We start from the raw sequence: 26530 nt of genomic DNA, 5'->3' as shown, positions 1-26530 counted from the left end.
GAAAGACATAACGCAACCCATGCCAAGATCGCTTGAACTGCATCCCGACCGCCTGCTGCCGGCCGACCCTTCGGTCCGCGCCCTGGCGCGCGCCCTGTATGCCGATATCGCGGACCTGCCGATCGTCAGCCCGCACGGGCATACCGATCCCCGCTGGTTCGCCGACAACGCGCCGTTCGGCAATGCCACCGATCTGCTGCTGGTGCCCGATCACTACGTGTTCCGCATGCTCTATTCGCAGGGCGTCGCGCTCGAGGATCTGGGCGTGCGCAATCCGGGCGTCGATCCGCGCGCGGCATGGCGGCTGTTCGCCGAACGCTATACCCTGTTCCGGGGTACGCCATCGCGCATGTGGCTCGATTGGGTCTTTGCCGAAGCCTTTGGCATGGGCGTGCAACTGGAGGCCGAGACCGCCGACCTCTATTTCGACACGATCACCGAAATGCTCGCGACCGACAGCTTCCGTCCGCGCGCGCTGTTCGACCGCTATGGCATCGAAGTGATCGCCACCACCGAAAGCCCGCTCGATACGCTGGAGCACCATGCGGCGATCCGCGCCGAGAATGCACGGGCGGGCGGCTGGCAGGGCCGGGTGATTACCGCCTATCGCCCGGACCCGGTGGTCGATCCCGAATTCGAAGGCTTTTCCGCCAACCTCGATGCGCTGTCCGCCCTTACCGGCGAGGACTGCCGCACCTGGCGCGGCTATCTGGCCGCGCATCGCCAGCGCCGCGCCTTCTTCGCGCAGATGGGCGCCACCAGCACCGACCACGGCCATCCCACCGCGCAGACCGCCGATCTTTCGCCGGCCGAGGCCGAAGCGCTGTTTGGCAAGGTCTCGACCGGAGCATTCACCCCGGCCGAGGCGGAACTGTTCCGCGCCCAGATGCTGACCGAAATGGCAGGGATGAGCTGTGACGACGGGCTGGTCATGCAGATTCACCCCGGATCGTTCCGCAACCATAACGCGCAGCTGTTCGAACGCTTCGGCCGCGACAAGGGGGCGGATATCCCGACCCGCACCGACTACGTCCACGCGCTCAAGCCGCTGCTCGACCGCTTCGGCAACGCGCGCGATCTGTCGATTATCCTCTTCACGCTGGATGAAAGCGCCTATGCCCGCGAACTGGCGCCGCTGGCGGGGCATTACCCTTGCCTCAAGCTCGGCCCGGCGTGGTGGTTCCATGACAGCCCGGAAGGGATGCGCCGCTTCCGCCTGATGACCACGGAAACCGCCGGCTTCTACAACACCGTGGGCTTCAACGACGATACCCGCGCGTTCCTGTCGATCCCGGCGCGGCATGACGTGGCCCGTCGCATCGATTGCGGCTTCCTGGCGCAGCTTGTGGCGGAACATCGCATCGAGGACTGGGAAGCCGCGGAGCTGGCGCGCGATCTCACCTACACTCTCGCCAAGCGGGCCTACAAACTCTGACCTGACGGGATCGCTTGATGAGACTTTCCACCACTGCCGCCAGCCGCCTGTCCGCCGATGTCGTCCGTCCCGGCTACGACCGCGCCGCGCAGGCGGTGGGGATCGTCCACTTCGGCATCGGCGCGTTCCACCGCGCGCATCAGGCGTGGTACACCGACCGTGCCATGGGGCAGGGCGATCGCGACTGGATGATCACCGGTGTTTCGCTGCGTTCGGCCGATGTCGCCACGCAGATGAATCCGCAGGATGGCCTTTACACGCTGAGCGAACGGTCCGCCGCAGGCATCGGGGTGCGACTGGTCGGATCGGTGCGGCGCGTGCTGGTGGCCAGCGAGCAGCCGGAGGCGGTGATTGCCGAACTGGCCGCGCCGTCCACGCGGATCGCCAGCTTCACCGTGACGGAGAAGGGCTATTGCCGCGCGGCGGACGGGTCGCTCGACTTCAACCTCGCCCATTCGCAGAGCCTCTATTACTTCGTGACGCAGGGGCTGCGCCGCCGCCGCGATGCCGGATTGCCGGGGCTGACGCTTCTTTCCTGCGACAATCTTGCCGACAACGGGCGTCAGCTGGAGGCGCTCATGCAAGCCTATATCGCGCGGCACGAACCGGACATGGCCGCCTGGTTCGCGGACAACTGCACCTGCCCGGCGACGATGATCGACCGGATCGTGCCCGCCACGACCGACGCCGACCGCAAGGCGGTGGCGGGGGTGTCTGGGCTCGACGATGCCGCCGCCGTCGTCACCGAGCCGTTCAGCCAGTGGGTGATCGAAGACCGCTTCGCCGGGGCGCGTCCGCGCTGGCACGTGGTGGGCGCGGAACTGGTGGCCGATGTCGCCCCCTACGAAACGGCCAAGCTGCGTATGCTCAACGGCGCGCATTCGGCCCTCGCCTATCGCGGGCTTATGGCGGGTTACAGCTATGTCCACGAGGCGATCGGCGATCCCGACCTGCGCGCCATGGTCACGCGCCTGATGCTGGAGGAAGCCGCGCCCACGATCGCCGCAGCGCCGGGGCAGGATTTGTCCGCCTATGCCGCCGCCCTGATCGAGCGCTTCGCCAATCCGGCGCTCAACCACCGGCTGATCCAGATCGCGATGGATGGCAGCCAGAAGATTCCGCAACGCTGGCTGGAAACGCTGGCCGCGAACCAGCGGCAGGGCCGGTCCTGCCCGGCGATCCTGTCCGCGATCAACGCCTGGATGAACCATGTGCGCGGCGACAATGTCGCCGCCTGGGGGCCGGTGGACGATCCGATGGCCGATCGCCTGCGCGCCGTGTGGCAGGCAGGCGATCGCTCCGCTGTCGCGCGGGCGCTGTTCGGCGCGGGCGGACTGTTCGCGCAGACCTGGACCGCCACCGACAACGATCTCGCGGCCCTTTCGTAGACGATCCCTTCCCGACTTCAGATCGCCAGCGGGCCGTGTGCGATATGCGGCAGGACATGGCGCGCGAACAGGTCGGCTTCCTGCGCGTGCGGATAGCCCGAAAGGATGAAGGCCTCGATCCCTTCGGCCTGATAGGCGCGCAGCTTGGCCAGCACCTGATCGGGCGTGCCGACGATGGCCGCGCCGCAACCCGATCGCGCCCGGCCGATCCCGGTCCACAGGTTGTCTTCCACGAAGCCATCGCCGCCGGCCGCGCCGCGCAGCTCGCTTTGGCGCTGGACGCCGTAGTTCGCGGCATCAAGCGACTTTTCACGGATCGCCTTGCCGGCATCGTCATCCAGCTTCGAGAGCAGGCGATCGGCATAGGCGCGCGCCTCTTCCTCCGTCTCGCGCACGACCACATGCGCGCGATAGCCGAAGCGCAGAGTGCGCCCGAAACGGGTTGCGCGCGTCTTCATGTCGGCAATGGTTTCGCGCACCTTGTCCATGGTATCGGGCCACATCAGGTAGACGTCGCAGCCTTCGGCCGCGCATTCGCGCGCGTCTTCGCTCAGTCCGCCGAAATAGAAGGCTGGGCAGCGGCCGGAAAGCGTCGCGATGCGCGGTGGATCGAGCTTGAGCTTGTAGAACTCGCCGTCGAAATCCAGATGCTCCCCGTTCAGCAGGGTGCGGACGATCTTCATCACCTCGGTCGCGCGGCGATAGCGCGGACCCGACGCCAGCGTTTCGCCGGGCATGTCGGACGAGATGATATTGACGTTCAGCCGTCCGCCCGTGCCGGCCGCGTTGGGGCCGAGGATGCGATCGAGCGTGGCGATGCGGCGCGCAAGCTGCGGCGGCCAGTCTTCGCCGATACGGGTCGCCCAGAGCAGCTTGATCTTGCGGACTTGCGTGGCCACCGCGGCGGCAAAGGCGGTCGTGTCCAGCCCGAGCTGATAGCCGGAGGGCAGGAGGATGTTGTCGAAGCCGCCTTCCTCCGCCCGCAACACGATGTTGCGGCAGTGTTCCCAGCTCGATTGCAGATAGGGATCGGGAACGCCCAGGAACTCGTAGTCATCATCGCAAAGGGCGGAAAACCAGGCGATTTCGCATTGCTGGGTCATTGTCTTGCCTCCTCAGCGCTGCCCTTCAGGGCAGTCTCTCTCCACGCGCGGCAACCAGCACCGCGTACCATTCCTCGCGCGTCCAGCGCACATGCGCCGCCTGCGCGGCTTCCCTGATCCGGTCGGCCTGCTGCGATCCCACGATCGGCACGATTCCGGCGGGATGGGCCATCAACCAGGCAAAGGCCGCGACCGTGCGCGACACGCCTTGCGCCTTGGCGACCTTGTCGAGTGCGGCGGCGACGGCGTGCGCGCGTTCGTCGGCCGGCGCGGCCAGGCGTCCCCCGCCCAGTGGCGACCAGGCGAGCGGCACCAGCCCCATCGTCATCGCCTGATCCAGCTCGCCGTTCTCGAAGCAGGCGATGCGCAGGGGGCTGATTTCGGGCTGGGTCGCGACCAGCTTGTGGCCGAGGAAGTGCTGCAGCGCGGCGATCTGGTGGATGGTGAAATTCGATACGCCCAGCGTCCGGATCTTGCCCGCGGCCACGGCGTCGTCCAGCACGCGCGCCACTTCCAGCGGATGGGCGAGGATGTCGGGCCGGTGGACCTGCCACAGATCGATCACATCGGTGCGCAGGCGGCGCAGCGAGGCATCGATCGCCGCGTTCAGGTAGGCCGCGCTCTGGTCATAGGGCAGCGGCGGCAGGATTCCGCCCTTGGTGGCGAGCACCATCCGCGCGCGCAGGCCGGGTTCGGCCGCAAGCACTTCGCCCAGCAGCGCTTCGGCATCGCCGAAACCGCCGGTCCCGTCGAAGCCATAGATGTCCGCCGTGTCCAGCAGGGTGATGCCGGCATCGAGCGCGGCATGGACCAGCCGGGCGGCGTCGGCCGCAGTGCGGCCATCCTCGGCCAGCCGCCACATGCCCCATGCCAGTGGAGAGATGGAAAGGCCGCTATCGCCCAGCGGGCGTGATGCGGCGGGAAGGGGAAGCTGGCTCATGCAGATGTCCTGGGTGCTGCTGCGTCAGGGATGCCGGGACCGGGCCGCGCCCGATCCTCCTCTCGGTATCGATTATTCGATATGACAACGTGAGCCATATACGGACGAATGCGATCGCGCAAGGGGCAGGCTGCCGGATGCCGTGATCGCTCGAACGTTAGACATGCGATTCCGGTTCAAGGTGGCGCCAGACCTAATCGATCTGGCGCCTTGAGCGTCGGTGCGTCGGCGGCTCAGTTGAAAGTGACCTGACGCCCGCCGCGCAGGAACGCGATGGCGTTGCGGCGCAGATGGTTGGAGCCGGGATTGATGATCGGCTCGGGCGAATATTGCGCCAGATAGACGCGGCGCATGTTCGGCGTGGAGTTGGAGCCCGTCGCATGAAGCGCCAGACTGGAGAACGCCACGACGCTGCCCGCCGGCACTTCCAGGGTCACGCCTTCGGCATCGCCGGCGTAGCCAACCAAGTCGTTGCTGCCTTCCTGGCGGATATGCGGCACGATGCCGTCGCGCGTTTCCGGCGCCTGCGAGAACGGCAGGATGCGTACAGTGCCGTTGGCGACGGTGGTGTCGTCCAGCGTGCACCAGCAGGTGAGGTACGGCTTGTGGTCCGCCGGGCCGCCGTTGCCGACGACATAGCCCGAATCCTGGTGCCAGCTGAACGGCATGCCCTTGGAAGCGCCCTTCACGACATACTGGTCATAGAAGAAGTAGGCATCGTCACCCAGCGTCGCGCGACAGATGTCGGCCATGGTTTCGCTGAACAGCATGTCGCGCAGTTCGGGCTGCACGCGCTGGCATTCGCCGGCGAAATAGCGTTTGCCCTTGTGGCTGATGCCATCGACTTCGACGCCAAGCGCATCGAGCCGGGCATCCTCGCGTTCGATCACGCGGGCGCATTCGTTGCGCAGCAGGTCCAGCAGCGGTCCTTCCAGAACCCGCTCGAACACGGCGTATCCCTCGCGCTCGAATTGGGCGCGTTGCTCGGCAAACCTCATTGGACTCTCCCGGTGTCGTGTGGTTGACCCGTTCGTAGAGCGCGATCGGCCATCGCATCCAATCAAATTGCGCTAGCTAATCATACGCCTATACTATGACCATGCGTATGCGACAGGTTGAGGCGTTCCGCGCCGTGATGATGAGCGGGGGCATTACAGCCGCCGCGCAGATGCTCAATGTCAGCCAGCCGTCGGTTAGCCGGCTGATCGCCGATCTGGAGCGGGCGGTGGGATTCCGCCTGTTTGACCGGCGCGGCGCGCGCGTACACCCCACCGAGCAGGCGCAGATGCTGTTCGAGGCGGTGCGGCGCAGCTACACCGGTCTCGACCTGCTGGATCAGGCGGCGCGGCGCATCCGCGCGCATCCCGTCGGCACGGTGCGGATTGCCGCGCTGGCAGCGATCGCGATGTCGATTCTGCCGGCGGTGATCCAGCGCTTTCGTATCCTTTATCCCGACATCAAGGTCACGGTGGAGTCGCTGGGGCAGCGCGGCATCGAGGAACGCGTGTTTCTGGGGCAGGCCGACCTCGGCGTGGGCGTGGACATTCCCCCGCGCGAAGGCATCCGCACGACCAGCGTGGCGCGGGCGGAATATGTCTGCATCCTGCCTTCGGGGCATCCGCTGGCGCAGCGCGGCAGCCTGGCTGTGGCGGATCTTGCCGGCGAGGAATTCATCGGCCCGATGCATGAGGCTGATGCCTTGTGGAATGGCATCGACGCGGCGCTCGCCTCTTCGGGCGTCGCGGTTTCCCGCCGGCTCGAAACGCAGCATTCGCAGATTCTCTATGCCTTTGTCGAAGCGGGCCTGGGCATCTCCATCGCCGAGCCGTTCAGCGCACCCCTGTTTCACCGGGTGGGGGTGGCGATCCGCCCGATCACGCCGCCGGTCTATCTCGATTTCGCCTTGCTCGAGCCGGATATCGGGCCGACACCCGAGATCGTGAGCTGGCTGCATGTTGAAATCATGCGCGAAACGGCGGCCTGTCTCGATCATGTCCACAAGCTCATCGCCACAAGGCCATAGCATTTGGACATAGCATACCGATTTTTCTCGATTGGACTGCAATGACCAAATTGCGCACTCCATGACGTAGACGGTCGACATGCACGCCATCCGACAACGGAGCGGGTGTCGATCTCCAGCCTGCGTCGCTTAATCGGGCGCGGTCCGCTGGATGACTGTTGGGGAGGATTGAGTATGCAAACGAAAGCGAAGCTGTGCCTTGCGTTGTCGACCGCGCTGGGCATGTCCTTGTTCGCCGCGCCGGCTATTGCCGCCGAGGCGCAGTCGCCGGCCGGTGAAGAGAACGGCGGCATCGGCACTGGCGAAATCATCGTTACCGCGCAGAAGCGCGCGCAGAACCTGCAGGATGTGCCGCTGGCGATCTCGGTGGTTTCGGGCGCGCAGCTCGAACGCGCCAACGTCAATTCTGCGGAGCAGCTGTTCCAGCGCGTGCCGACGCTCACCTTCCGCAAGGGCAACACCAACAAGGATTCGGCGCTGTCGATCCGCGGCGTTGGCACCATCTCGTTCGCTTCGGGCGTCGAGCCTTCGGTTTCGACCGTGATCGACGGCGTGGTTTTCGCGCGTACCGGCCAGCAGACCTCTGACTTCCTCGACGTCGAACGCATCGAAGTGCTGCGCGGCCCGCAGGGCAGCCTGTTCGGCAAGAACGCTTCGGCCGGCGTCATCAACATCATCACGCGTGATCCGCCGAAGGCGTTCGGCGGCTATCTGGATGCGGCCTGGTACGAAGGTAACGAATTCCGCGTGCGCGGCAGCGTCGGCGGGGCGCTGGGCGAAGGACTGACGGCCTCGCTGACCGGCTTCTACGCCAAGTATGACGGCAACGGCGTGAACGTGTTCAACGGGCACAAGATCAACGGCTACGAACACTGGGGGCTGCGCGGCAAGGTCGTCTATCAGCCCAACGACACGTTCAAGCTGACCGTGATCGGCGACTACGCGCAGAACAACGACAACGGTTATGCCGACAGCATCGGCCAGGTCTTCCCCGGTGCCTACACCACGGGCGTGTTCATTCCGTCGCTGGCGCCGCTGACGCTGAACGACCGCAACAAGAACATCGACAACGATCTCGATCCGCTAACCAGGGACCGCAACAGCGGCGTTTCCGCGCAGATGGACATCGATCTGGGCAGTGCCACGCTGACCTCGATCACCGCCTACCGCCACTGGTACAACTATCAGCAGCGTGACGGCGATTTCCGTTCGGATGCGCCGAAGTATGTGGCCGCCGGCGCCGCCGCGAGCGACGTGTTGTCGCACGACCGCGGCGATCTGAAGTTCGACCAGTTCACGCAGGAACTGCGCGTCGCCTCGTCGGGCAAGCAGTTCCTCGAATACGTGGCCGGGCTCTATTACTACCACACCAAGGAAGTCGATTTCTTCAATCGCACGGTCAAGGCCTGCACGGCCTCGACACTGGCGCCGGTGAACGGCCTGACGCCATGCGATGCAAGTTCGACCTACCTGACGCAGCAGGGCAACGCGGATTTCACCACCAAGCTGACCAGCTATTCGGCCTTCGGCCAGGCGACCGCCAACTTCACGCCCACGTTCCGCGGCATCATCGGATCGCGCTATACGCATGACAAGGTGGCGTTCGACTTCAGCCGCCGTTCCACTTCCGCCACGGCCTTCCCCGGCGTGAACCCAGCCTTTGCCTCGACCGGGGCCACCGCAAAGGATGGCTGGTCGGGCAATGTCGGCCTGCAGTACGACGTGGACAAGGATGTCATGGCCTATGGCACCTATACCCGAGGGTACAAGGGGCCGGCGATCAACGTGTTCTTCAACATGCTGGCGCGCGATACCGGGCCGATCGCTCCGGAAAAGTCAGACGCCTATGAAATCGGCCTCAAGACGCGGCTGTTCGACCGCCGCCTGACGTTCAACATCGCGGCGTTCTACGCCAAGTACAACAACTACCAGGCGAACTTCCTCGATCTGGTGGCGGGCCAGGTGGTTACGCGCCTGACCAATGCGGGCAGCGTTTCGACGCGCGGTGTGGAAGTCGATTTCAATGCCTCGCTGACCGACAACTTCTCGCTCAACGGTGGTTTCAATTATACCGACGCGCACATCAACAAGTTCAACTGCCCGACTGGCGCGGCAGTGACGTGCGCCGATGCCATCAACGGCAAGCCGCTGCCCTTCGCGCCGAAGTACAAGGGCACCGTCACCGCCGACTGGCGCCTGCCGCTGGGCCTGGAAGCGTTCAACGTCGATCTGAACACGTCGGTGGTCTATCAGAGCAAGACCAGCTTCGACATCAACCAGAACCCCTATGCCATCCAGACCGCCTATGCGCTGTGGGACTTGGGCGTGACGGTGCGGACCAAGGACGACAAGTACAGCGTCTCGTTCATCGCCAAGAACCTGACCGACAAGCACTTTGTCATCCAGCGCATTCCGAACGGCACGGCGTTCATGCGCCAGATCACGCCGCGCGATGCGCAGCGCTATTTCGGCGTCTCGGCGCGCATGAACTTCTGATCGGGTCGCAGAGCCGCCCCGGTTTCGCGCCGGGGCGGCACACCCGTTACGCAAAAGACCGCAACCTCGCGAAAGGCCCATGCGATGCGCGGGTTGATGCAGGACTGGCCGTTGACGGTCGACCGGATCGTCGACCATGCTGCCGACTGGGACGGGGATCGCCCCGTCGTCAGCCGCCAGGCCGACGGCTCTCTCGAACGTACCGACTATGCCGCGATCCGCGCGCGGGCACGGCGCTTGTCCGCCGCGCTCACCGCCCTGGGCATCGGGCGCGGCGACCGGGTCGCCACCATGGCCTGGAACAATGCGCGCCATCTCGAAGCGTGGTTCGCGATCATGGGCATGGGCGCGGTGTGCCACACGCTCAATCCGCGCCTGTTCGCCGACCAGCTCCGCTATATCGTCGACCATGCGGATGACCGTGCGATTCTGGTCGATCCCTGTTTTCAGCCGCTTCTGGCCGAGTTCCTGAACGGAACGGCCTTCAACGGCGCGGTCATCGTGCTGGGCGATGCCGCTGCCGTCGATGCCGGGGTGCTGCCCGGTGCGGTCCCGGTCGAAGCCCTGATCGCGGAAACCCCGGACGACGGGCGCTGGGGCGATTTCGACGAAGAGACCGCCTGCGCGCTCTGCTACACCAGTGGCACCACGGGCAACCCGAAAGGCGTGCTCTATTCGCACCGTTCAACGGTGCTGCACATGCTGCTGACCCTGCAGCCGGACGTGTTCGGCCTTTCGATCAACGACGTGGCCATGCCGATCGTGCCGATGTACCACGCCAATGCCTGGGGCATGCCGCTGTCGACGGCGGCCGTCGGCTGCAAGCTGGTGCTGCCCGGCGCGCAGCTTGATGGCGCGTCGCTTCACGCCCTGATCGAAAGCGAGGGCGTGACGTTCTCCGCCGCCGTGCCGACCGTGTGGCAAGGCCTGCTCCACCATCTCGATACCACCGGCGGCCGTCTGACCAGCCTGCGCCGGGTCATTATCGGTGGCGCCGCGCTACCCGAAAGCCTGGTCCGCCGCCTGCGCGAACACGGGGTGGAGACGGCGCAGGGCTGGGGCATGACCGAAACCTCGCCCATCGGCACGCATGGCAAGCTGACGCCCGAAGTCGCGGCCCTTCCGTTCGAGGAGCAGCTGCCGATCCGGCTCAGGCAGGGCCGCCCGCCCTTCGGCATCGAACTGAAGATCGTGGACGATGCCGGCGCGCACCTGCCGCACGATGGGGTGACGCCGGGCAGGCTGCATGTGCGCGGCCCGACGGTGGCGTCCGGCTATCTCGGCGGCGCGGCGGGCGAGATCCTGGACGGCGAGGGCTTCTTCGATACTGGCGATATCGCGACGATCGACGCGCAAGGCTACATGGCCATCGTCGACCGCGCCAAGGACGTCATCAAGTCCGGCGGCGAATGGATCAGCTCGATCGAGATCGAGAACATTGCGGCCGGCCACCCCAAGGTGGCGCTTTGTGCGGTAATCGGCGTTCCGCATCCGCGCTGGGATGAACGTCCGCTGCTGGTCGCGGCGTTGCATCCCGGCGAAGAGGCGACGGCGGAAGAGCTGCTCGCTACGCTCGAAGGCCGTATCGCCCGCTGGTGGATGCCGGATACGGTGGCCTTCATCGACGCGATGCCGCTGGGGGCGACGGGCAAGATCGACAAGAAGGCATTGCGCGCGCGCTTTGCCGCGATGACAGATAGCAAAAGGACTGCAAACCATGGCGCCTGACGCGCTCGATACCGGCTTCGCGATCCGCCTCGGCGGAACCACCATCCTGTCGCACGCGGCGGGGGCGCCCTGCATCGCGGTGGGGCGGGGGCATGCGCATGTTGCCGCGCGCCGGGGGCATTTCGATGTTTCGCAGAGCGATGTCGAACGGATCGCGCTGACCCACGCCGAGGCCGATGGCGACTGCATCCGGTTGGCGGAGCACGCGGGTGGCCCGTGGCTGCTCGAACTTACCGTTTCCATCACCGGCGACGATGCGGTGATCATGCCCAGGGCGCTCGATCCCACGCTCAACCGGCTGTGGCTGCGCGTGCCGGCCGAAGCGGACGAGCACGTGTGGGGCGGTGGCGAGCAGTTTTCCTATTTCGACCTGCGCGGCCGCCATTTTCCGCTGTGGAGTTCCGAACCCGGCGTCGGCCGCGACCCCGAAGCGACGCTGTTCCAGCAGGTGGAGGTGCTCGCCAAGGGTGGCGGCGGTACCTCTGCCCACACCAACTATCCGCAGCCGACTTACATCAGCTCGCGCCGCTATGCGCTGCACATCGACAGCTATGCCTATGCTGCGTTCGATTTTCGCGATGCTGCCTTCCACGAGGTCGAGGTCTGGGAGATTCCGGCCCGGATCGAACTGTGGGCGCGCCCGCGCTTTGCGGACATAGTAACCGCACTGGCGGATCGCTTCGGCAAGCAGCCGCCCTTGCCCGAATGGCTCTACAAGGGCGCGGTGATCGGGCTGAAGGACGGCGCGGAAAGTTTCACGCGGCTCAAGCGCTATGAGGAGGCCGGCGTCGCCGTCTCGGGCCTGTGGTGCGAGGACTGGGTGGGGCTGCGCATCACCAGCTTCGGCAACCGACTGTTCTGGGACTGGAAGTGGAACACCGAACGCCATCCCGATCTGCCTCGCCATATCGCGGAACTCCGGGAACGTGGCATCCGCTTCCTGGGCTACGTAAATCCTTATCTGGCGGTCGACGGTGAACTTTACGCTCACGCGGCGGAGCACGGCTATCTCGTCATGCGGCCCGATGCGGACGAACCCTATGTCATCGACTTCGGCGAGTTCGATTGCGGCCATGTCGATTTCACCAACCCGGCGGCGGCCGACTGGTTCGCCGAGGCCGTGATCGGCCGCAACATGCTCGATTTCGGGCTGTCGGGCTGGATGGCCGATTTCGGCGAATACCTGCCCGTCGACGTCCGTCTGGCCAATGGCGAAAGCGGGATGACCGCGCACAACCGCTGGCCCGCGCTGTGGGGCGAAGTCAACGCCAAGGGCGTCGCCGGGCGCGGCAGGACCGGCGATGTGATGTTCTTCATGCGATCGGGCGCGGCGGGCGTGCAAAGGCATTGCCCGATGCTGTGGGCCGGGGACCAGGCGGTGGACTTCAGCCGGCATGACGGGATCGGCACGGTGATCTGCGCCGCACTCTCGGCCGGTCTGCTGGGCAACGCGCACCATCACAGCGACACCGGCGGCTATACCAGCCTGTTCGATACCACGCGTTCGCCGGAACTGGCGATGCGCTGGGCGGAAATGGCGGCCTTCACATCGATGATCCGCACGCACGAAGGCAACCGGCCGCGCGCCAATACGCAATACGACGACAGCCCCGAACTGCTCGCCCATTTCGCGCGGATGACGCGCATCTACGCGCATCTCGCGCCCTATCTGCGCACGTTATCGCACGAGGCGGCGGACACGGGCCTGCCAATCCAGCGCCCGCTGTTCCTGCATTTCGAGGACGATCCGAAAACCTATGCCATCCAGACGGCCTATCTGCTCGGCCCCGACCTGCTGGTCGCGCCGGTGATCGAGCAGGGGAGGATGGACTGGACCACCTATCTGCCCGCCGGCACCCGCTGGGTGCATGTGTGGAGCGGCGAACAGTATGAAGGGGGAAGGGACGTGACCGTGCCCGCGCCTTTCGGCCAGCCGCCGGTATTCTATCGTGCGGGCGCGGCAGAGGCCGATCTGTTCGGGGCTCTGGCCGGGCTCTGACTTCACGGAGCTATAGAGAGCATAGGGGTGCGGATTGCCAAATCCCATCCGTTCGTCCTTCGACAGGCTCAGGACGAACGGGGTTTCCGTAAGCTCAACGTTCGCAATCGCATCGTGTCCGGAAAGGCGCGTTCGGCCGGAATGGTGGATTTCCAAACCTTGCAAATCCTCCTCGCCCATCTAAGCTTCTCGGGTGTCACTCTACCGCAGATCGTGGCTATTCATGCTGTGGACCGTGCTGGTCTTCTTCACCTCAGGTTGGTGGCTTTTCGGTCCTTTCATCAAGTGGGGGCCGTTGGCCGCACTGCCCGGCATGGCCTTTTGGCTTGCCCATGGTGTTGCGACTGTATGGGTCTCCGCTGTCCCGAATGCGGATGTTCCGCATTTGCGAGCGGCAAGGGTTGGTTCGCAGTCTACACACCCTGGCCGCACAAGACGTGCCATAACTGCGGCTTAGATCTCCGCGAGGCAAACGTCCGCTAGATTGTCGAATCCGGAAAGACCGTTCTTCAAAAAAGCGTCGGATAGCGGCCGGGCCGTCCGAGCCGAAGTCTGTCCAAGCCGCTAAAGTACCAACAATGTCACTTTACCAAGGTGCTTCGGTAAAGTGACACAGATGGAAAAAGTGCAGTTGTTACAAGGCGCCTGCACTTTCACGATTCACACGGAGTCCGCTTTGTGCTTGATTCGTTCCATGTTGGAATTGCCTTTCAGTTCGGTGCCCAAACCCGTTGCCGTCGCCAGCGAGCGGCCGCTTGACCTGCCCGGCATCATGCGCGCCATCGCCGATCATTCGGCGCGGCCACGTTATACCTTCATGGTGCTCGACTTGATCGCCCGCGCCGCCGGGCGGGGTGGCGCGGCTGGCCCTTATGTGCGCGAAGGGGAGCAGCTCGTGCCGATCCGCGAATGGCTGTCCGCCGCGATCGCACCCACCGCCGCGCGGCACCACTATCGCCGCGTCACGGTGGGCAAGGTGCGCCAGGCGCTGGAGGAGCAGGGGCAGTTGCCCGATGACGCGGCCGCATGCGAGCGCGTGGTGGAGGAGGAAATCGCCAACCGCCTGCGCGCGTCAGGCATGACGGCGGTCAGCCGCGCGGTGTCGGAACTGGTCAAGGCCGGCCTCGTCAAGCGCCACTATCAGGGGTATCGCGTCGATCACGAAAACCGGGGCGCGCAGCGGCTAGCGGTCTATACCGTGCCGCCGTTCGTCCGCGCCGTCCTCGACCGTGGCTATGCTGTTCAGCCCTGATCGCGCGCAACGCCCAGCGCGCCCTTGAGCATTACCGCCAGGTGCGTGCGGATCGGACCGCTCTCCATCTCGGTACCCATCGCCGCCTCGATCGCCAGCCCGGCCTGAAGGCTGCCCACCACATAGGCCGCCGTCAGCGGGTCCAGTGCTGCACTTATTTCGCCGGCCGCCTGGCCTTCGGCGATCATGGCCTGAAGCCTCTCGGCATAGCGGTCCTGCACCTCCTGAAACACCACCCGCGTTTCCAGCCGGTTGGCCAGCATGGCGCTGAACAGTACGAAATAGGCGCGGACGGAGATGTCGGTGGACATCAGGTCGGTGAACCGGTCGATCATCGTCAGCAGTCGGTCGAGCGGGCGGGAGACATCGGCCACGGCCAGATCGAGCTGGGCATGAACATGATCGGACACGCGCCGGATAACGGCTTCGATCAGGCCATCCTTCGATCCGTACTTGCGGCTGGCGAGCGCGCGGCTGAAGCCGGCCCGATCGCCCACGCGCTCCAGCGTGGCGGCCGTATAGCCATCCTCGGCGATGATCGCCGCCGCCGCTGCCAGCAGGCGGTTTTCCGAATCCTCGCTGCGTTCGCGCTGCGTCCGGCGCGCGGGACGTTCCACGTCGTGACTCTCCAATTTATTTGTTGACCAACAACCAACATAAAAATAGCTTCCCGGTCAAGATATACGAGTCTCCGCCCCGACGCGGAAAGGCAAGAGGAGAGGATAGCCATGGCGCTGGAACAGACGCTCGCGGAAACGGTCATCAACGCGCAGGCCTATGCCGACGGAGACAGGGTGGATGCCGCGTTCCGGCGTATCCGCGCCGAAGCGCCGCTCGACGTGGCGGAACTGGAAGGCTTCGATCCGTTCTGGGTGGTCAGCCGCCATGCCGACATCAAGGATATCGAGCGCCAGCCCGACCTGTTCCACAACGGCGATCGGTCAACTTTCATGTCCAGCCGGGAGAACGAGGCCAAGGTCAAGGCGCTGACCGGTGGCGATCCCAACCTGATCCGCAGCCTCGTTTCGCTGGACGGGCAGGAACACAAGGACCTGCGCGGCATCCTGTTTCCGCACCTGACGCCCCGCGCGATCCGCCCGCTGGAGGAACAGGTCCGCAAGATCGCGCGCGAATTCGTCGATCACATGCTGGCGAAGGGCAGCGAATGCGACTTCGCGATGGATGTCGCCTTCCTTTATCCGTTGCGCGTGATCATGACGGTGCTGGGCGTGCCGCAGGAAGACGAACCGTTCATGCTCAAGCTGACGCAGGAGCTGTTCTCGAACGCCGATCCCGAACTGAACCGTTCCGGCAAGGAGCAGACGCCGGAGGAAATCCTCAAGTCGCTGTGGGAAACCACGATGGAGCTGGAAGCCTATTTCGGCGCCGTGACCAAGCGGTTCCGCGAAAGCCCCAGCACGGAAGTGAACAGCCTGATCGCCAACGCGAAAGTGAACGGCGAATACCTCAACCACCGGCAGATCATGGGCTATTACATCATCGCCGCCACGGCGGGGCACGACACCACCTCCAACACCACGGCGGGGGCGATGTGGGCGCTGGCCGAACGGCCGGAACTGCTTGGGCAGATGCAGGCGGATCCCTCGCTCATTCCCGCGTTCGTCGAGGAATCGATCCGCTGGGTCGTCCCGGTAAAGCACTTCATGCGGTCGGCCGTGGCGGATTGCGAGATCGGCGGGAAGCGGATCGCCAAGGGCGACTGGCTGATGCTGTGCTACCAGTCCGGCAACCGCGACGAGACGGTGTTCGACGATCCCTTCGATTTCCGGCTGGACCGCGGCACCAACCCGCAGATCGCCTTCGGTTATGGCGTCCACGTCTGCCTTGGCCAACACCTCGCGCGGATGGAAATGCGCATCCTGTGGGAAGAGCTGTTCACGCGGCTCAAGGCCGTGGAAATGGCCGGCACGCCCTCGCGCACGATTTCCAATTTCGTGTGCGGGCCAAAGCACGTGCCGATCCGCTTCACCGCGCAGTAAGGGAAGGGCAGGCGCATGGGCACCCCTTCACGCCGCTGGCGCTGCCGGAGCTGCGGCTACATCTACGACGAAGCGCTGGGCCTTCCCGAACAGGACATCGCGCCCGGCACGCGGTTCGAGGACGTGCCGGAGGATGCGTTCTACTGCCCCGACTGCGGCACCGAGAAGCAGGACTTCGAACTGATGGATTACTGAGGCGGGCACGCCTCCCCGCTCGGGCCTGCCGAGGATTATCCTTACGTATCCTGCGGTATCCTTGCCCGCAGGCGTGGCGCGGCGAAATCCCAGAACGCGCGCAGCTTCAAGGGCAGGATCGCCTGACCGGTGTGGACCAGGTGAACCGGCGAAGGTTCCGGCTCGAACGCGCCCAGCAGGCGTACCAGCTGCCCGGCCTCTATCGCCTCGCGCACCTGATAGCTCAGCAGCCGGATGATCCCCAGCGCGCCGCACGCCGACGCGATCGCCGCTTCGGCCGAATTGGGGTGACTACACGAAAGTGACGTATCTGCACGCTAAGGGCGAACAAATCCGGTACGATGCCAGCAGATGCTATTCGCAGGCTTTCCTGCCCCTTTTATGTGGTGCCGCCCTACGGGCGCCGATATGGGAGGGCGGCAATCCGATTGACCAACGATCGAGGTAGAACCCTGCTCGCCAAATATGTGAGCTGGTTGCCCATCCCCGGTATGGCGAAGGATTGCCGATAAACCAGAGCGTGGACTGCATGGGCCGCGCACCGGTCAACGTCCATCAAACCCAACCTCCCCCACTTCAAATCGCTGAGGGCAGCCATGTCTGTGTCGATTCCACCGGGTGCAAAAGACCCAACACTCACTCCCGTCCCGGCAAGCTCCACGGAAAGCGCTCGCATGAGGGTGCTCACATAGGCTTTCGACGCGCCGTAGACCGCTTGGAAGGGCACGGATGTTTCGCCCGCCAGGCTCGACACGGCGATTACTGAGGATTCAAACGGCTGCTCCCTGAAAATCGCAATCAGGCGAGCCAGCAAATCCGTGAAACCGAGTATGTTTGTTTCAATTACCTCGGCATAAGTGTCGGCACGGCCTGCATCAAATGAACCAACGCTCGTCATTCCGGCAACCAACAAAGCGGCTGTTACTTGCAATTCTGCAACCTTAGCCGCGATTTTCTCCCTGCCCTCGATTTCACGTTGATCAGCCACTATAATCTCGCACGGCACATTGAACCGCTCGTCAATTTCGGTCTGTAGCTCCCGCAAGTTGTCGAGCCTTCGTCCAACAATCAGGGGCTTGGCCTGGTACGATGCCGCCAAGCGGAGGGCGGACGCTCTGCCCAAACCGGTCGAAGCCCCTGTGACCAGCACCCACGAGTTCTTGATCGCCAGCGGTTTCACGCGTTTTCCAGAGCCTTGTATAGGGCGGTTTTGCCGATCTTGAGCCGGGCCGCCGCCTCACGAACAGTGAGGCCCGCTGCGATATGCGCCCGCGCTTTACGTAGTTTGTCGGGGGTAACGACAGGCCGGCGACCACCCTTGTTGCCCCGCTCGCGTGCGGCCTTGAGGCCGGCATGAGTGCGTTCACGGATCAGGTCACGCTCGAATTGGGCCAGCGAGCCGAAGATGTTGAACACCAGCATGCCGCCCGAAGTGGTGGTGTCGATATTCTCGGTGAGTGAGCGGAACCCGATGCCGCGCGCCGCAAGCTCGCCGACCTTCTCGATCAGGTGGCTCATCGAGCGGCCGAGGCGGTCGAGTTTCCAGACCACCAGCGTGTCGCCGGGGCGCAAATAGGCGAGCGCTTCGGTTAGGCCAGGCCGATCGGCTTTTGCCCCGGATGCGTGATCGTCGAATATACGGTCGCACCCGGCAGTGTTCAGCGCGTCAAGCTGGAGCGACAGCTTCTGGTCTGCGGTCGAGACGCGCGCATAGCCGATCAGCGCCACATGATGCCCGATCCTGTCCGTTTTCCCGTCATTATGCGATCTTGTCCGAATCGCCGTTACAGGTCCAGAGTTAACGGACATATTCCTGTTGGCCGCCAGAGGACCGTCTGACGGACACGCAAAGCGAAGGAGATGATGCTTGGCGAGACGGCGACTGGTGAGCCTGGAAATCTGGGCGAGGCATTATGGCGCGCCGCTCGATGAGCGCGAGATCGCGCGTCATTATACGCTGACCAGCGACGACCTGGAAATTGTCGGCCGCCGTCGCGGCGATGCCACCCGGCTCGGCTATGCGATGCTCATGCTATATATGAGATGGCCTGGCCGTGCGCTGGAAGCGGGCGAAGTCCCGCCCGCTCCTGTGCTCGCCTATGTGGCGCAGCAACTCGGCGTCGCGCCGGCAGCCTTCGCGGATTATGCCCATCGGGACCAGACCCGTCGCGAGCATCTCGTCGAAATCCGACGATCGCACGGGTTCAGGATTTTTGACCGCAACGCTTTCCGTGAAGTTGTCGCCTTCTCGGTCCCAATCGCGCAGACCATCATACACCCCGGCCAGATGGCAGACGTCATCGTCGATGAACTCCGGCGCCTGCAGATCCTCCTGCCTTCTCCGTCGATTCTCGAAGCGGTGCTGCGGCGGGCGCGCCAGCAAGCCGAACAGCTTACCTATGAAGTGCTCACGAATGGCCTGCTGCCTGACACCCTTCAGGGCCTGGACGATTTGCTGGCCCGACGACCGGGGCAGGTCGCGACATGGCTATCCTGGATGCGCAATGCGCCACAATCGCCGGCAGCGCGCAACATCCTGCGCCTGATCGAACGGCTCGCCTATATCCGCGCGCTGGGCCTCGATCGCGCCCGTGCCGACATGATCCCGGCTTTGACTTTTGACAGGCTGGCGGACGAAGGCAGCCGCATCACACCCCAGCACCTTGGCGAACTCAATGCCCTGCGCCGCCATGCGACGCTGGCGGCAACCGGCATCCGGCTTGAGGAAAGCCTGACCGACGCCACCCTGACGATGTTCGACAAGCTGTTGGGCAGCATGGCGCGCCGCGCCGAGAACCGGACCCGCGACAAAGCCCTCAAGACGGTGCGCGAGTTGCAAGGCCACCTCCGGACGCTCACGGGGTCTTGCCGCCTCCTCATCGACGCGCGCAGCAAGGGCGTGGATTCTCTGGCGCAGATCGAGGCGCTGGACTGGCAGCACTTCGCCGTGGCCGTCGAGCAGGCCGAAGTGCTCGGGCGACCGGAAACCGTCGATCGCACCGCCGAATTGATCGAGCGGCATCGGACGGTGAAGCTCTTTGTCGGCGCTTTTCTCAACGCCTTCGAGTTTCGCGGCGCCGGCGCGGTTCAGGGGCTCCTGTCAGCGCTGGCCATCATCGCGGAGCTATATCGGACCGGCAAACGGCGCTTGCCTGATCGCGTGCCGCTACGCTTTGTGCCGCCCGCATGGCGCCCGTTCGTCCTGCGGGATGGCATCGTTGATCGTGCCGCTTATGAACTATGCGCCTTGTCGCAACTACGCGAGCGGTTGCGAGCCGGGGATATATGGGTCGCGGGAAGCCGGCAGTTTCGCGATTTCGACAGCTATCTCATACCGCCGGCGACCTTTGCGGCGCTGCGCGAGAAGGGGCCGTTGCCGCTCGCCATCGAAACGGATTTCGAGCGCCATATCGAGGAACGGCGCACCAGGCTCGACACGGCGATCGAGCAGGTAACGGTCCTTGCACGGCAAGGGGAGCTGCCCCAGGTTAAGCTTGACGAAAACGGTCTCATCATCTCGCCGCTGAAGGCGGCAACACCGCCCGCCACCGAGATTGCCCGTCGCGCCGCCTATGATCGACTGCCGCGCGTGAAGATCACCGATCTTCTGCTGGAGGTCGATGCCTGGACCGGGTTCAGCGAATGCTTCATCCATCGTCGTTCGGGCCGGGAAGCCGACGATCGCAATGCGCTGCTCACGGTCATCCTCGCCGATGGCATCAATCTCGGCCTCACACGCATGGCGGAAACCTGCCGGGGCGCAAGTCTGCGTCAGCTCGCCCATCTTCACGACTGGCACATCAGCGAAGCCGCCTATGGCGAAGCGTTGGGAAGGCTGATCGACGCCCATCGCGCCATGCCGCTCGCCGCGCTGTGGGGAGACGGCACCACTTCGTCGAGCGACGGACAGCAATTTCATGCCGGGGGCCGTGGGGCCGCGATCGGCGACATCAACGCGCGCAGCGGCAACGAACCAGGCGTTGCCTTCTACACCCATGTCTCGGATCGATATGACCCCTTCGCAAGTCGGGTGATCGCGGCGACCGCTGGCGAAGCGCCCTATGTGCTGGATGGCTTGCTGTATCACCAGACCGGCCTGACGATCGAGGAGCACTACACCGATACGGGCGGGGCATCGGACCATGTGTTCGGCCTCATGCCCTTCTTCGGCTACCGCTTCGCGCCGCGCCTGCGCGACATCAAGGAGCGTCGTTTACACCTCCTTCCCGGCCAAGAATCCGGCCCCTTGCTTGCCGGCATGACGGCCGAACCGATCGCATTGGGTCATGTCGCGGCGCATTGGGACGAACTGCTGCGGTTCGCCACGTCGATCCGCACCGGCACCGTCACTGCTTCGGCAATGCTGCGCCGCTTGTCCGCCTATCCGCGACAGAACGGACTGGCCCTCGCACTACGCGAGCTGGGCCGCCTCGAACGCTCCATTTTCATGCTCGACTGGCTGCGCGACATCGACCTGCGCCGGCGCACCCAGGCGGGCCTCAACAAAGGCGAAGCCCGCAACGCGCTCGCCCGCGCGCTCTTCTTCAACCAGCTCGGCGAACTGCGCGATCGTCGGTTCGAGAACCAGACCTATCGCGCCTCCGGCCTCAACCTGCTCGTCGCCGCCATCATCTTGTGGAACACTCGCTATCTCGAAATGGCGCTGGCGGACATCGGCACAGCCGACGAAATCGCACGCCACATCGCGCCATTGGGCTGGGAGCATATCTCGCTGACCGGTGACTATAGCTGGAATGTTGAAGATCAACCCGATCCGGACGCCTTGCGACCGCTGCGCGCCGTCAACTCCCTACTTGCCGCGTGACGTTCGCTATCCGTTCGCCCTTTCCGTGCAGATACGTCACTTTCGTGTAGTCACCCCGAATTGACCGAGAGGCGGGGCTTTACCGTCACGGCCTGAGCATCCTTGCCCCGGCCAAAGCGCCACACGTTCGTTCCATATATGCCGTCAAACAGCACGCAATCGTGCTGTGATACATCCTCGGGCGCGACAGGCGCGCCCCGCGCGGCAATGTAGGCAGGGCTGGCGCAGACCCGCCAGACCACCTCGCCCAGCCGCGTCGCCACCATCGTGCTGTCGGGCAGCGCGCCGATGCGCACGGCGGCATCGACGCGATCATCAATCAGGTTCACCACATAGTCGGCCAGCACCAGCCGCACGTCGATTTCGGGATAGGCCTGCAGGAATTCGCGCACCACGGGTTCGACATGGAGCCGTCCGAACATCAGCGGGGCGGTGATGGTCAGGTGCCCGCGCGGCGCGCGGTATTCGCCCATGGCCAGGCGCTCCGCTTCCTCGACGTCATCGAGAATGCGGCGGGCGCTGGCGACGTAATGCGCCCCGGCCTCGGTAAGCTGCAACCGCCGCGTCGTGCGTACCACCAGGCGCGTGCCGAGATGGCTTTCCAGATCGGAAATCTTGCGGCTGACCGTGGCCAGCGGCATGCCGAGGGCGCGGGACGCGGCGGTCAGGCTCCCGCCTTCGATGGCGGCCAGCAGCGTTCGCATGGCATCGAACCGGTCCATCAAACTCTTCCATAATTTAGAACAATGCTTCCTGAATTGGCAGGATACTCCATCATATCGGGATTACATAGATCATTCCCATCGCCCCTAGCCGATGAGGAATTCCATGTCTGATACTTCCCCGACAGCGTCCCGGATCGCCGGACGCATCGCTGGCGTCGCACTGACCGGCGCGGTTGCCGTGGCCGGCCTTGCCGCGCCCGCGCTGGCCGCCGGAACGCTCGAACACCCGATTACCACCGTCGCCGATCCGGCACAGGTACGCTACGGCACGGTCCCCGTGGACGGGCTGAACATCGCTTACCGCGAAGCCGGAGACGCCAGCCTTCCCAATCTGGTTCTGCTGCATGGCTGGCCGTCGTCCTCGCACCAGTTCCGCGATATGATCCCGCTGCTTGCACGCCGCTTCCATGTAATCGCTCCCGACTACCAGGGCTTCGGCAACAGCGACGCCCCCGATCCCGTGAGCTATGCCTACTCGTTCGAGGGCATTTCCCGCACGATCGAAAAGTTCCTGGCGGCCAAGGGCTTCGACCACTACGGCCTGTTCGTGCAGGATTATGGCGGCCCGGTGGGCTTCCGCATCGTTTCGCGCAATCCGGCGGCGCTGGACTGGCTCGTGGTCCAGAATTCAAACGCTTACGAGGAAGGCTTCTCGCCCGCGTGGGACGGCTTCCGCAATGCGCTGTGGGTCAACCGCAATGCCGAAACAGAAAAGCCGCTCGCCGCGTTCAACACGCCGGAGGGGATCAAGGGCGTCTATCTCGCTGGCGCGGGCCACCCGGAGCTGGTCAGTCCCGATGCCTGGCTCAGTGACAGCGCCTTCGTCGCCCGCCCCAACAACCTGCGTATCCAGCTCGACCTGTTCTACGATTACCGGACGAACCCGCCGCTCTACCCGGCGTGGCAGAAGCTGCTGCGCGACCGCCAGCCGAAGACGGTGATCTTCTGGGGCCAGCACGATCCGTTCTTCCTGCCTGCCGGCGGCGAAGCCTTCCTGCGCGATTTGCCCAAGGCGGAAATGCACCGGCTGAACGCGGGGCATTTCGCGACCGAGGACAACCTCCCCTACATCGCGGGGCACATGATCGATTTCTACGATCGGCAGGTCGCCAAGGCCCGCTGAGGCATCGTCCGGCCTTCGGGCCGGTGGCAGCCGGTGCTCCCCCTCCGCACCGGCTGCCCTGTACCATGCGGAGCGGAGCAGGTCCCGAGATGAGCGATTTCCAACGGTTTCCGAAGCGCCGCCATTTCCTGAGCCTTGCGCTTGGCGGCATGGCCGCCTTTTCCGCCGTGCGCAGGGCCGTCGCGTCTCCCTTGCGAGGCGCGCCCAATGGGGAGGCGCGACCGATCCGTGCCCTTGCATTCGATGGCTTCACGATATTCGACCCGCGCGCCGTCTCCGCGGCGGTGGTGTCGGCCGTGCCGGACCGGGGCGCGGCTTTGGCTGCGGCATGGACGAACAAGCTGTTCGCGCTGTCATGGCTGGAAACGGCGGCAGGCCGCTACAGCGGGTTCGGTCGGTTGGCCGATGCCGCGCTGGATTTCAGCGCGCAAGCCATGGGCATCCCGCTGACGCCAGCGATCCGGCGCGATCTGGTGGCGGTGTTCGGGCAGCTTCCGGCCTGGCCCGATGCGGCAGCCGCGCTTGAACGGTGGCGCAGCGCCGGCATCCGTCTTGCCTTCCTGTCCAATCTCGAAGCCGAAGTGCTGATCGCGAACACGCGCCGGAACGGATTGGGCGGTCTGTTCGAGACGCCATTGAGCACCGACCGGGTCCGGGCATTCAAGCCATCGCCCTGCGCCTATGCGATGGGGCCGGCGCATTTCGGCCTGACGGCGCAGGAGATCGGCTTCGTCGCGTTCGGAGGGTGGGATGCCTTGGGCGCGAGCTGGTTCGGCTACCGTACCGCCTGGATCAACCGCCTGAGCGTGCCGGAAGAAACGCTCTCGCCGCATCCCGACAGCGCCGGACCGGATCTTGAGGCTGTCGACCGGCTCGTCCGATAGCCGAAGTTATCGCTTGCGAAAAAAGAAAGGCCAGCACGAAGGCTGGCCTTGGAAAGTTTGGGAGAGGATGCCTGAAAGGCCCGTTCTCTAAAGCGGTCTGACCACCTTCCTGCAAGTGCGAAGAACGGGGTTCGGCTTGCATGAATTGCAAGTTGCTGACAACGGCGTCAGCCGCGCGTCAGCGGCAGGGCCTTGGGGCTGCGGAAATTGGACGAGGGCACCCAGTCCAGCACGGCTTGCGTCCGGGCAAATTCCGGTATCCGCGCCAGCAGTTCCTCGTAGGCGATCTGCGTCGCCAGGCGGCCGATCATCGAGCCGAGGCAGGCGTGAACGCCGCCGCCGAAACCCAGATGCCGCTTTGCGCGCCGGGCGATGTCATAGACATCGGGGTTATCGAACATGCGTTCGTCGCGGTTGGCGGCGCCATAGGCCAGGATTACGAAATCTCCGGCCTTCATCGTCTGGCCATGCAGATCCACATCGCGCGTCAGGCACCGCTTGAACCGCTGGGCCGATGTATTGAACCGCAGCGATTCCTCGATCGCATCGGGGATCAGCGCCGGATCGGCGACCAGCGCGCGCCGCGCTTCGGGATAGTCCGCCAGGTTCAGCCCGAACATCGCCATGAAGCCGGAAAGGCTTTCGATCCCGGCCATGATCAGCGTCGTCACCGTCAACTGCACTTCCCGGTCGAGCAGCTTCTCGCCGTCGATTTCGGCGGTGATGAAGTTCGACAGCAGATCCTCGCCCGGTGCCTTCTTGCGCGCCTGCACCAGCCGTTCGGCATAGTCGGCCATCCAGCGGAACGCCGAGAGGTGCGCCTCGGTCTTCTGCCGGGTGACGGGATCGGTCTGCACCATCAGCACCGCATTGTCGCGGACCTGGTCCGCCCCTTCGGCCGGAAGCGCGAAAAGGTGGAACAGGAGATCGACCGTTACCTTCCCGGTATAATCGTTGACCAGATCGAACACCGGCCTGCCTTCCAGCGCGGCTAGGTGCTTGCGGCACGAGGCGCGCGTCGGTTCGATGATGTGCTCAAGCGCCCGTTTCGTCACGGCGGACTGGATCAGCGCGCGCAGCCGGTCATGGCGCGGCGGATCGCTGCTGCCCAGCGTGGCCCCGGCACGGCCGGGAAACTCGTTGACCAGGTTTCCCTTGGCCGAACTGTAGGTGCGCCAGTCCTGCAGGGCGTTCAAGACGTCCTGATAGCGCGACAGCACCCACATTCCCGCCTCTTCCGACCAGAAGCAGGGGTATTCGTCGCGCAGCGTCTTGTAGGCGGGAAATGGATCGGCATCGATCGCGGGAGAATAAGGGTCGAAACGGAACGCCGCGCGCTCCATCACCGGGGCATCGTTCATCGCGCTATCCTCTCTCGGCAACTTCTCTCGTGCCTTGTGGCACAGGCCCGCATCATGCCCCGCGCGGATCGCCGCTGCCACGCAGCTTTGCGGCAATTTCTTGCACTTTTCGCGCACTCTGGCCATCTTGGTGAAGGAAGGGGCCTGTCATGCGCGGCAAGGAAGTGAAGCGGTTCACGCTCTATGGCGAGGATGGCCGCACCATCGGTCCGGAGTTTGTCCATATCGAGCGGATTGCCGATCGCTCCAGCCTGCACGATTGGACCATCGCGCCGCACAGCCATCCCGGCATGGCGCAAGTGCTGATGATCGAAACCGGAACTGTCGATGTCGCCAGCGATGGTTCGGCGCGCAAGATCGCGGCGCCGGCCTGCATGATCGTGCCCAGCGGGTGTGTTCACGCCTTTCGCTTTGCTGTCGCGGCTGAAGGCTGGGTCCTTTCCATGGCCATCGCGCTTTTGCACGATCCGCGCATCGCCGGTCTGCTGGAAGGACTGGGTCTCGATGGCGGCGGCCTGCGCGTGATCCCGCTGGAGACGGAAGACCGGCAGCGCGCCCGGCTGAGCTGGCTGCTCGCCGATATGGCAGACCGGCTGGAGCAGGGGCTTCGCGCCACCCCGGCGCTGATCGCGCAGCTTGGCCTCGTTCTCGCCACGCTGGGCGAAACGCTGGCCGCATCCCTGCCGCAGGATGCCGGAAAGGACCGCCGCGCGGTTCTGGTGGGCCGCTATCGTGGAATGATCGAAGCGCAGTATCGCGATCACTGGCCGATCGAGCGGTACGCCTACGCCCTTGGCGTCACCTCATCGACCCTGACGCGAGCGTGCAGGGCTGTCGTGGACAAGTCCCCGGGCGATCTCCTGCACGATCGCCTGGCATTGGAAGCGATGCGCTTTCTGGCCTTTACCGGAATGGGCATGGCGCAGATTGCGCATCGTCTGGGCTTCGAAGATCCCGCCTATTTCGCCCGGTTCTTCAAGAATCGCACCGGCGAAACGGCCAGCGCCTTCCGCGCGCAAAGGGCATGGGAAGGGTTGGAACGGTGATGGAATG

21 protein-coding genes and 1 pseudogene are annotated in these 26530 nt (G+C 64.7%); 13 read left to right on the top strand and 9 right to left on the bottom strand.

Going from position 1 to position 26530, the window contains the following annotated elements; all coding sequences use genetic code 11:
* Positions 1 to 19 precede the first annotated feature (19 nt).
* On the top strand, positions 20 to 1435 hold the full coding sequence (uxaC, locus tag F1640_RS24385; protein ID WP_124809535.1) for a glucuronate isomerase: 1416 nt from the start codon (positions 20 to 22) through the stop codon (positions 1433 to 1435).
* 17 nt (positions 1436 to 1452) lie between these two features.
* Entirely contained in the window at positions 1453 to 2823 is a 1371-nt protein-coding gene (locus F1640_RS24380) for a mannitol dehydrogenase family protein (protein ID WP_124809534.1), read from the top strand.
* Positions 2824 to 2840: 17 nt separating this feature from the next.
* Here F1640_RS24380 and F1640_RS24375 read toward each other — a convergent pair whose 3' ends face one another.
* From F1640_RS24375 to F1640_RS24365, 3 genes are all read right to left on the bottom strand, one after another.
* Positions 2841 to 3926 (bottom strand): LLM class flavin-dependent oxidoreductase, encoded by a 1086-nt coding sequence (locus tag F1640_RS24375; RefSeq protein WP_124809533.1) that lies wholly within the window; start codon positions 3924 to 3926, stop codon positions 2841 to 2843.
* 25 nt (positions 3927 to 3951) lie between these two features.
* Entirely contained in the window at positions 3952 to 4866 is a 915-nt protein-coding gene (locus tag F1640_RS24370) for an aldo/keto reductase family oxidoreductase (RefSeq protein WP_124809531.1), read from the bottom strand.
* A gap of 233 nt (positions 4867 to 5099) precedes the next feature.
* A complete protein-coding gene (locus F1640_RS24365; protein WP_124809529.1) occupies positions 5100 to 5864 on the bottom strand; it encodes a phytanoyl-CoA dioxygenase family protein in 765 nt (254 codons plus the stop codon).
* A gap of 95 nt (positions 5865 to 5959) precedes the next feature.
* Between F1640_RS24365 and F1640_RS24360 the strand changes: the two genes are divergently transcribed.
* The 5 genes from F1640_RS24360 to F1640_RS24340 all read left to right on the top strand — a co-directional run bounded on the left by F1640_RS24360 (position 5960) and on the right by F1640_RS24340 (position 14364).
* Positions 5960 to 6889 carry a LysR substrate-binding domain-containing protein gene (locus F1640_RS24360; RefSeq protein ID WP_124809527.1) on the top strand — a complete coding sequence of 310 codons (930 nt, stop codon included), beginning with the start codon at positions 5960 to 5962 and terminating at the stop codon, positions 6887 to 6889.
* 174 nt (positions 6890 to 7063) lie between these two features.
* Complete coding sequence (locus F1640_RS24355; protein WP_124809525.1) at positions 7064 to 9385, top strand: TonB-dependent receptor; 2322 nt, start codon at positions 7064 to 7066, stop codon at positions 9383 to 9385.
* 84 nt (positions 9386 to 9469) lie between these two features.
* On the top strand, positions 9470 to 11113 hold the full coding sequence (locus tag F1640_RS24350) for a long-chain-fatty-acid--CoA ligase (RefSeq protein WP_124809523.1): 1644 nt from the start codon (positions 9470 to 9472) through the stop codon (positions 11111 to 11113).
* The gene (locus F1640_RS24345) at positions 11103 to 13112 is read left to right on the top strand and encodes an alpha-glucosidase (protein ID WP_124809521.1); all 2010 of its coding nucleotides are present in this window, start codon (positions 11103 to 11105) and stop codon (positions 13110 to 13112) included. The genes F1640_RS24350 and F1640_RS24345 overlap by 11 nt, the downstream gene beginning before the upstream one ends.
* A 694-nt stretch (positions 13113 to 13806) precedes the next feature.
* Entirely contained in the window at positions 13807 to 14364 is a 558-nt protein-coding gene (locus F1640_RS24340) for a hypothetical protein (protein ID WP_124809519.1), read from the top strand.
* Here the strand turns inward: F1640_RS24340 and F1640_RS24335 are convergent.
* Positions 14355 to 14981 (bottom strand): TetR/AcrR family transcriptional regulator, encoded by a 627-nt coding sequence (locus F1640_RS24335; RefSeq protein ID WP_190287245.1) that lies wholly within the window; start codon positions 14979 to 14981, stop codon positions 14355 to 14357. The genes F1640_RS24340 and F1640_RS24335 overlap by 10 nt on opposite strands.
* Positions 14982 to 15092: 111 nt before the next feature.
* On the opposite strand from F1640_RS24335, the gene F1640_RS24330 reads away from it, so the two are divergent.
* Positions 15093 to 16364, top strand: coding sequence for a cytochrome P450 (locus tag F1640_RS24330; protein ID WP_124809515.1), 1272 nt, complete (start codon positions 15093 to 15095; stop codon positions 16362 to 16364).
* A 15-nt stretch (positions 16365 to 16379) separates the two neighbouring features.
* Positions 16380 to 16559, top strand: a complete 180-nt coding sequence (locus F1640_RS24325) for a rubredoxin (RefSeq protein WP_124809513.1) — start codon at positions 16380 to 16382, stop codon at positions 16557 to 16559.
* 41 nt (positions 16560 to 16600) lie between these two features.
* On the opposite strand, the pseudogene F1640_RS24320 reads toward F1640_RS24325, so the two are convergent.
* The 3 genes and pseudogenes from F1640_RS24320 to F1640_RS24310 all read right to left on the bottom strand — a co-directional run.
* Positions 16601 to 16831 (bottom strand): annotated as a pseudogene (locus F1640_RS24320) (LysR family transcriptional regulator); the annotation flags it as partial.
* A gap of 122 nt (positions 16832 to 16953) precedes the next feature.
* Complete coding sequence (locus F1640_RS24315) at positions 16954 to 17739, bottom strand: SDR family oxidoreductase (RefSeq protein ID WP_004213209.1); 786 nt, start codon at positions 17737 to 17739, stop codon at positions 16954 to 16956.
* Positions 17736 to 18287, bottom strand: coding sequence for a recombinase family protein (locus F1640_RS24310; protein ID WP_004213210.1), 552 nt, complete (start codon positions 18285 to 18287; stop codon positions 17736 to 17738). Before F1640_RS24310 ends, F1640_RS24315 begins: the two co-directional genes overlap by 4 nt.
* A gap of 139 nt (positions 18288 to 18426) precedes the next feature.
* Between F1640_RS24310 and F1640_RS24305 the strand changes: the two genes are divergently transcribed.
* Positions 18427 to 21384 carry a Tn3 family transposase gene (locus F1640_RS24305; RefSeq protein ID WP_031286087.1) on the top strand — a complete coding sequence of 986 codons (2958 nt, stop codon included), beginning with the start codon at positions 18427 to 18429 and terminating at the stop codon, positions 21382 to 21384.
* A gap of 50 nt (positions 21385 to 21434) precedes the next feature.
* Here F1640_RS24305 and F1640_RS24300 read toward each other — a convergent pair whose 3' ends face one another.
* On the bottom strand, positions 21435 to 22106 hold the full coding sequence (locus F1640_RS24300) for a LysR family transcriptional regulator (RefSeq protein ID WP_194921999.1): 672 nt from the start codon (positions 22104 to 22106) through the stop codon (positions 21435 to 21437).
* A gap of 106 nt (positions 22107 to 22212) precedes the next feature.
* Between F1640_RS24300 and F1640_RS24295 the strand changes: the two genes are divergently transcribed.
* Positions 22213 to 23232: an alpha/beta fold hydrolase gene (locus tag F1640_RS24295; protein ID WP_124809509.1), complete on the top strand. Its 1020-nt coding sequence runs from the start codon at positions 22213 to 22215 to the stop codon at positions 23230 to 23232.
* Between the two features lie 89 nt (positions 23233 to 23321).
* Positions 23322 to 24116 carry a haloacid dehalogenase type II gene (locus tag F1640_RS24290; RefSeq protein WP_124809508.1) on the top strand — a complete coding sequence of 265 codons (795 nt, stop codon included), beginning with the start codon at positions 23322 to 23324 and terminating at the stop codon, positions 24114 to 24116.
* Positions 24117 to 24283: 167 nt separating this feature from the next.
* Here F1640_RS24290 and F1640_RS24285 read toward each other — a convergent pair whose 3' ends face one another.
* Positions 24284 to 25477 carry a cytochrome P450 gene (locus F1640_RS24285; protein ID WP_206694949.1) on the bottom strand — a complete coding sequence of 398 codons (1194 nt, stop codon included), beginning with the start codon at positions 25475 to 25477 and terminating at the stop codon, positions 24284 to 24286.
* Positions 25478 to 25626: 149 nt separating this feature from the next.
* Between F1640_RS24285 and F1640_RS24280 the strand changes: the two genes are divergently transcribed.
* Positions 25627 to 26523 carry a helix-turn-helix domain-containing protein gene (locus tag F1640_RS24280; protein WP_194921998.1) on the top strand — a complete coding sequence of 299 codons (897 nt, stop codon included), beginning with the start codon at positions 25627 to 25629 and terminating at the stop codon, positions 26521 to 26523.
* Positions 26524 to 26530 lie beyond the last annotated feature (7 nt).

It is taken from the genome of Novosphingobium sp. NBM11, assembly GCF_015390225.1.
In the GTDB taxonomy this organism is placed as follows: domain Bacteria; phylum Pseudomonadota; class Alphaproteobacteria; order Sphingomonadales; family Sphingomonadaceae; genus Novosphingobium.
This window is presented reverse-complemented; position numbering and strand designations above follow the sequence as displayed.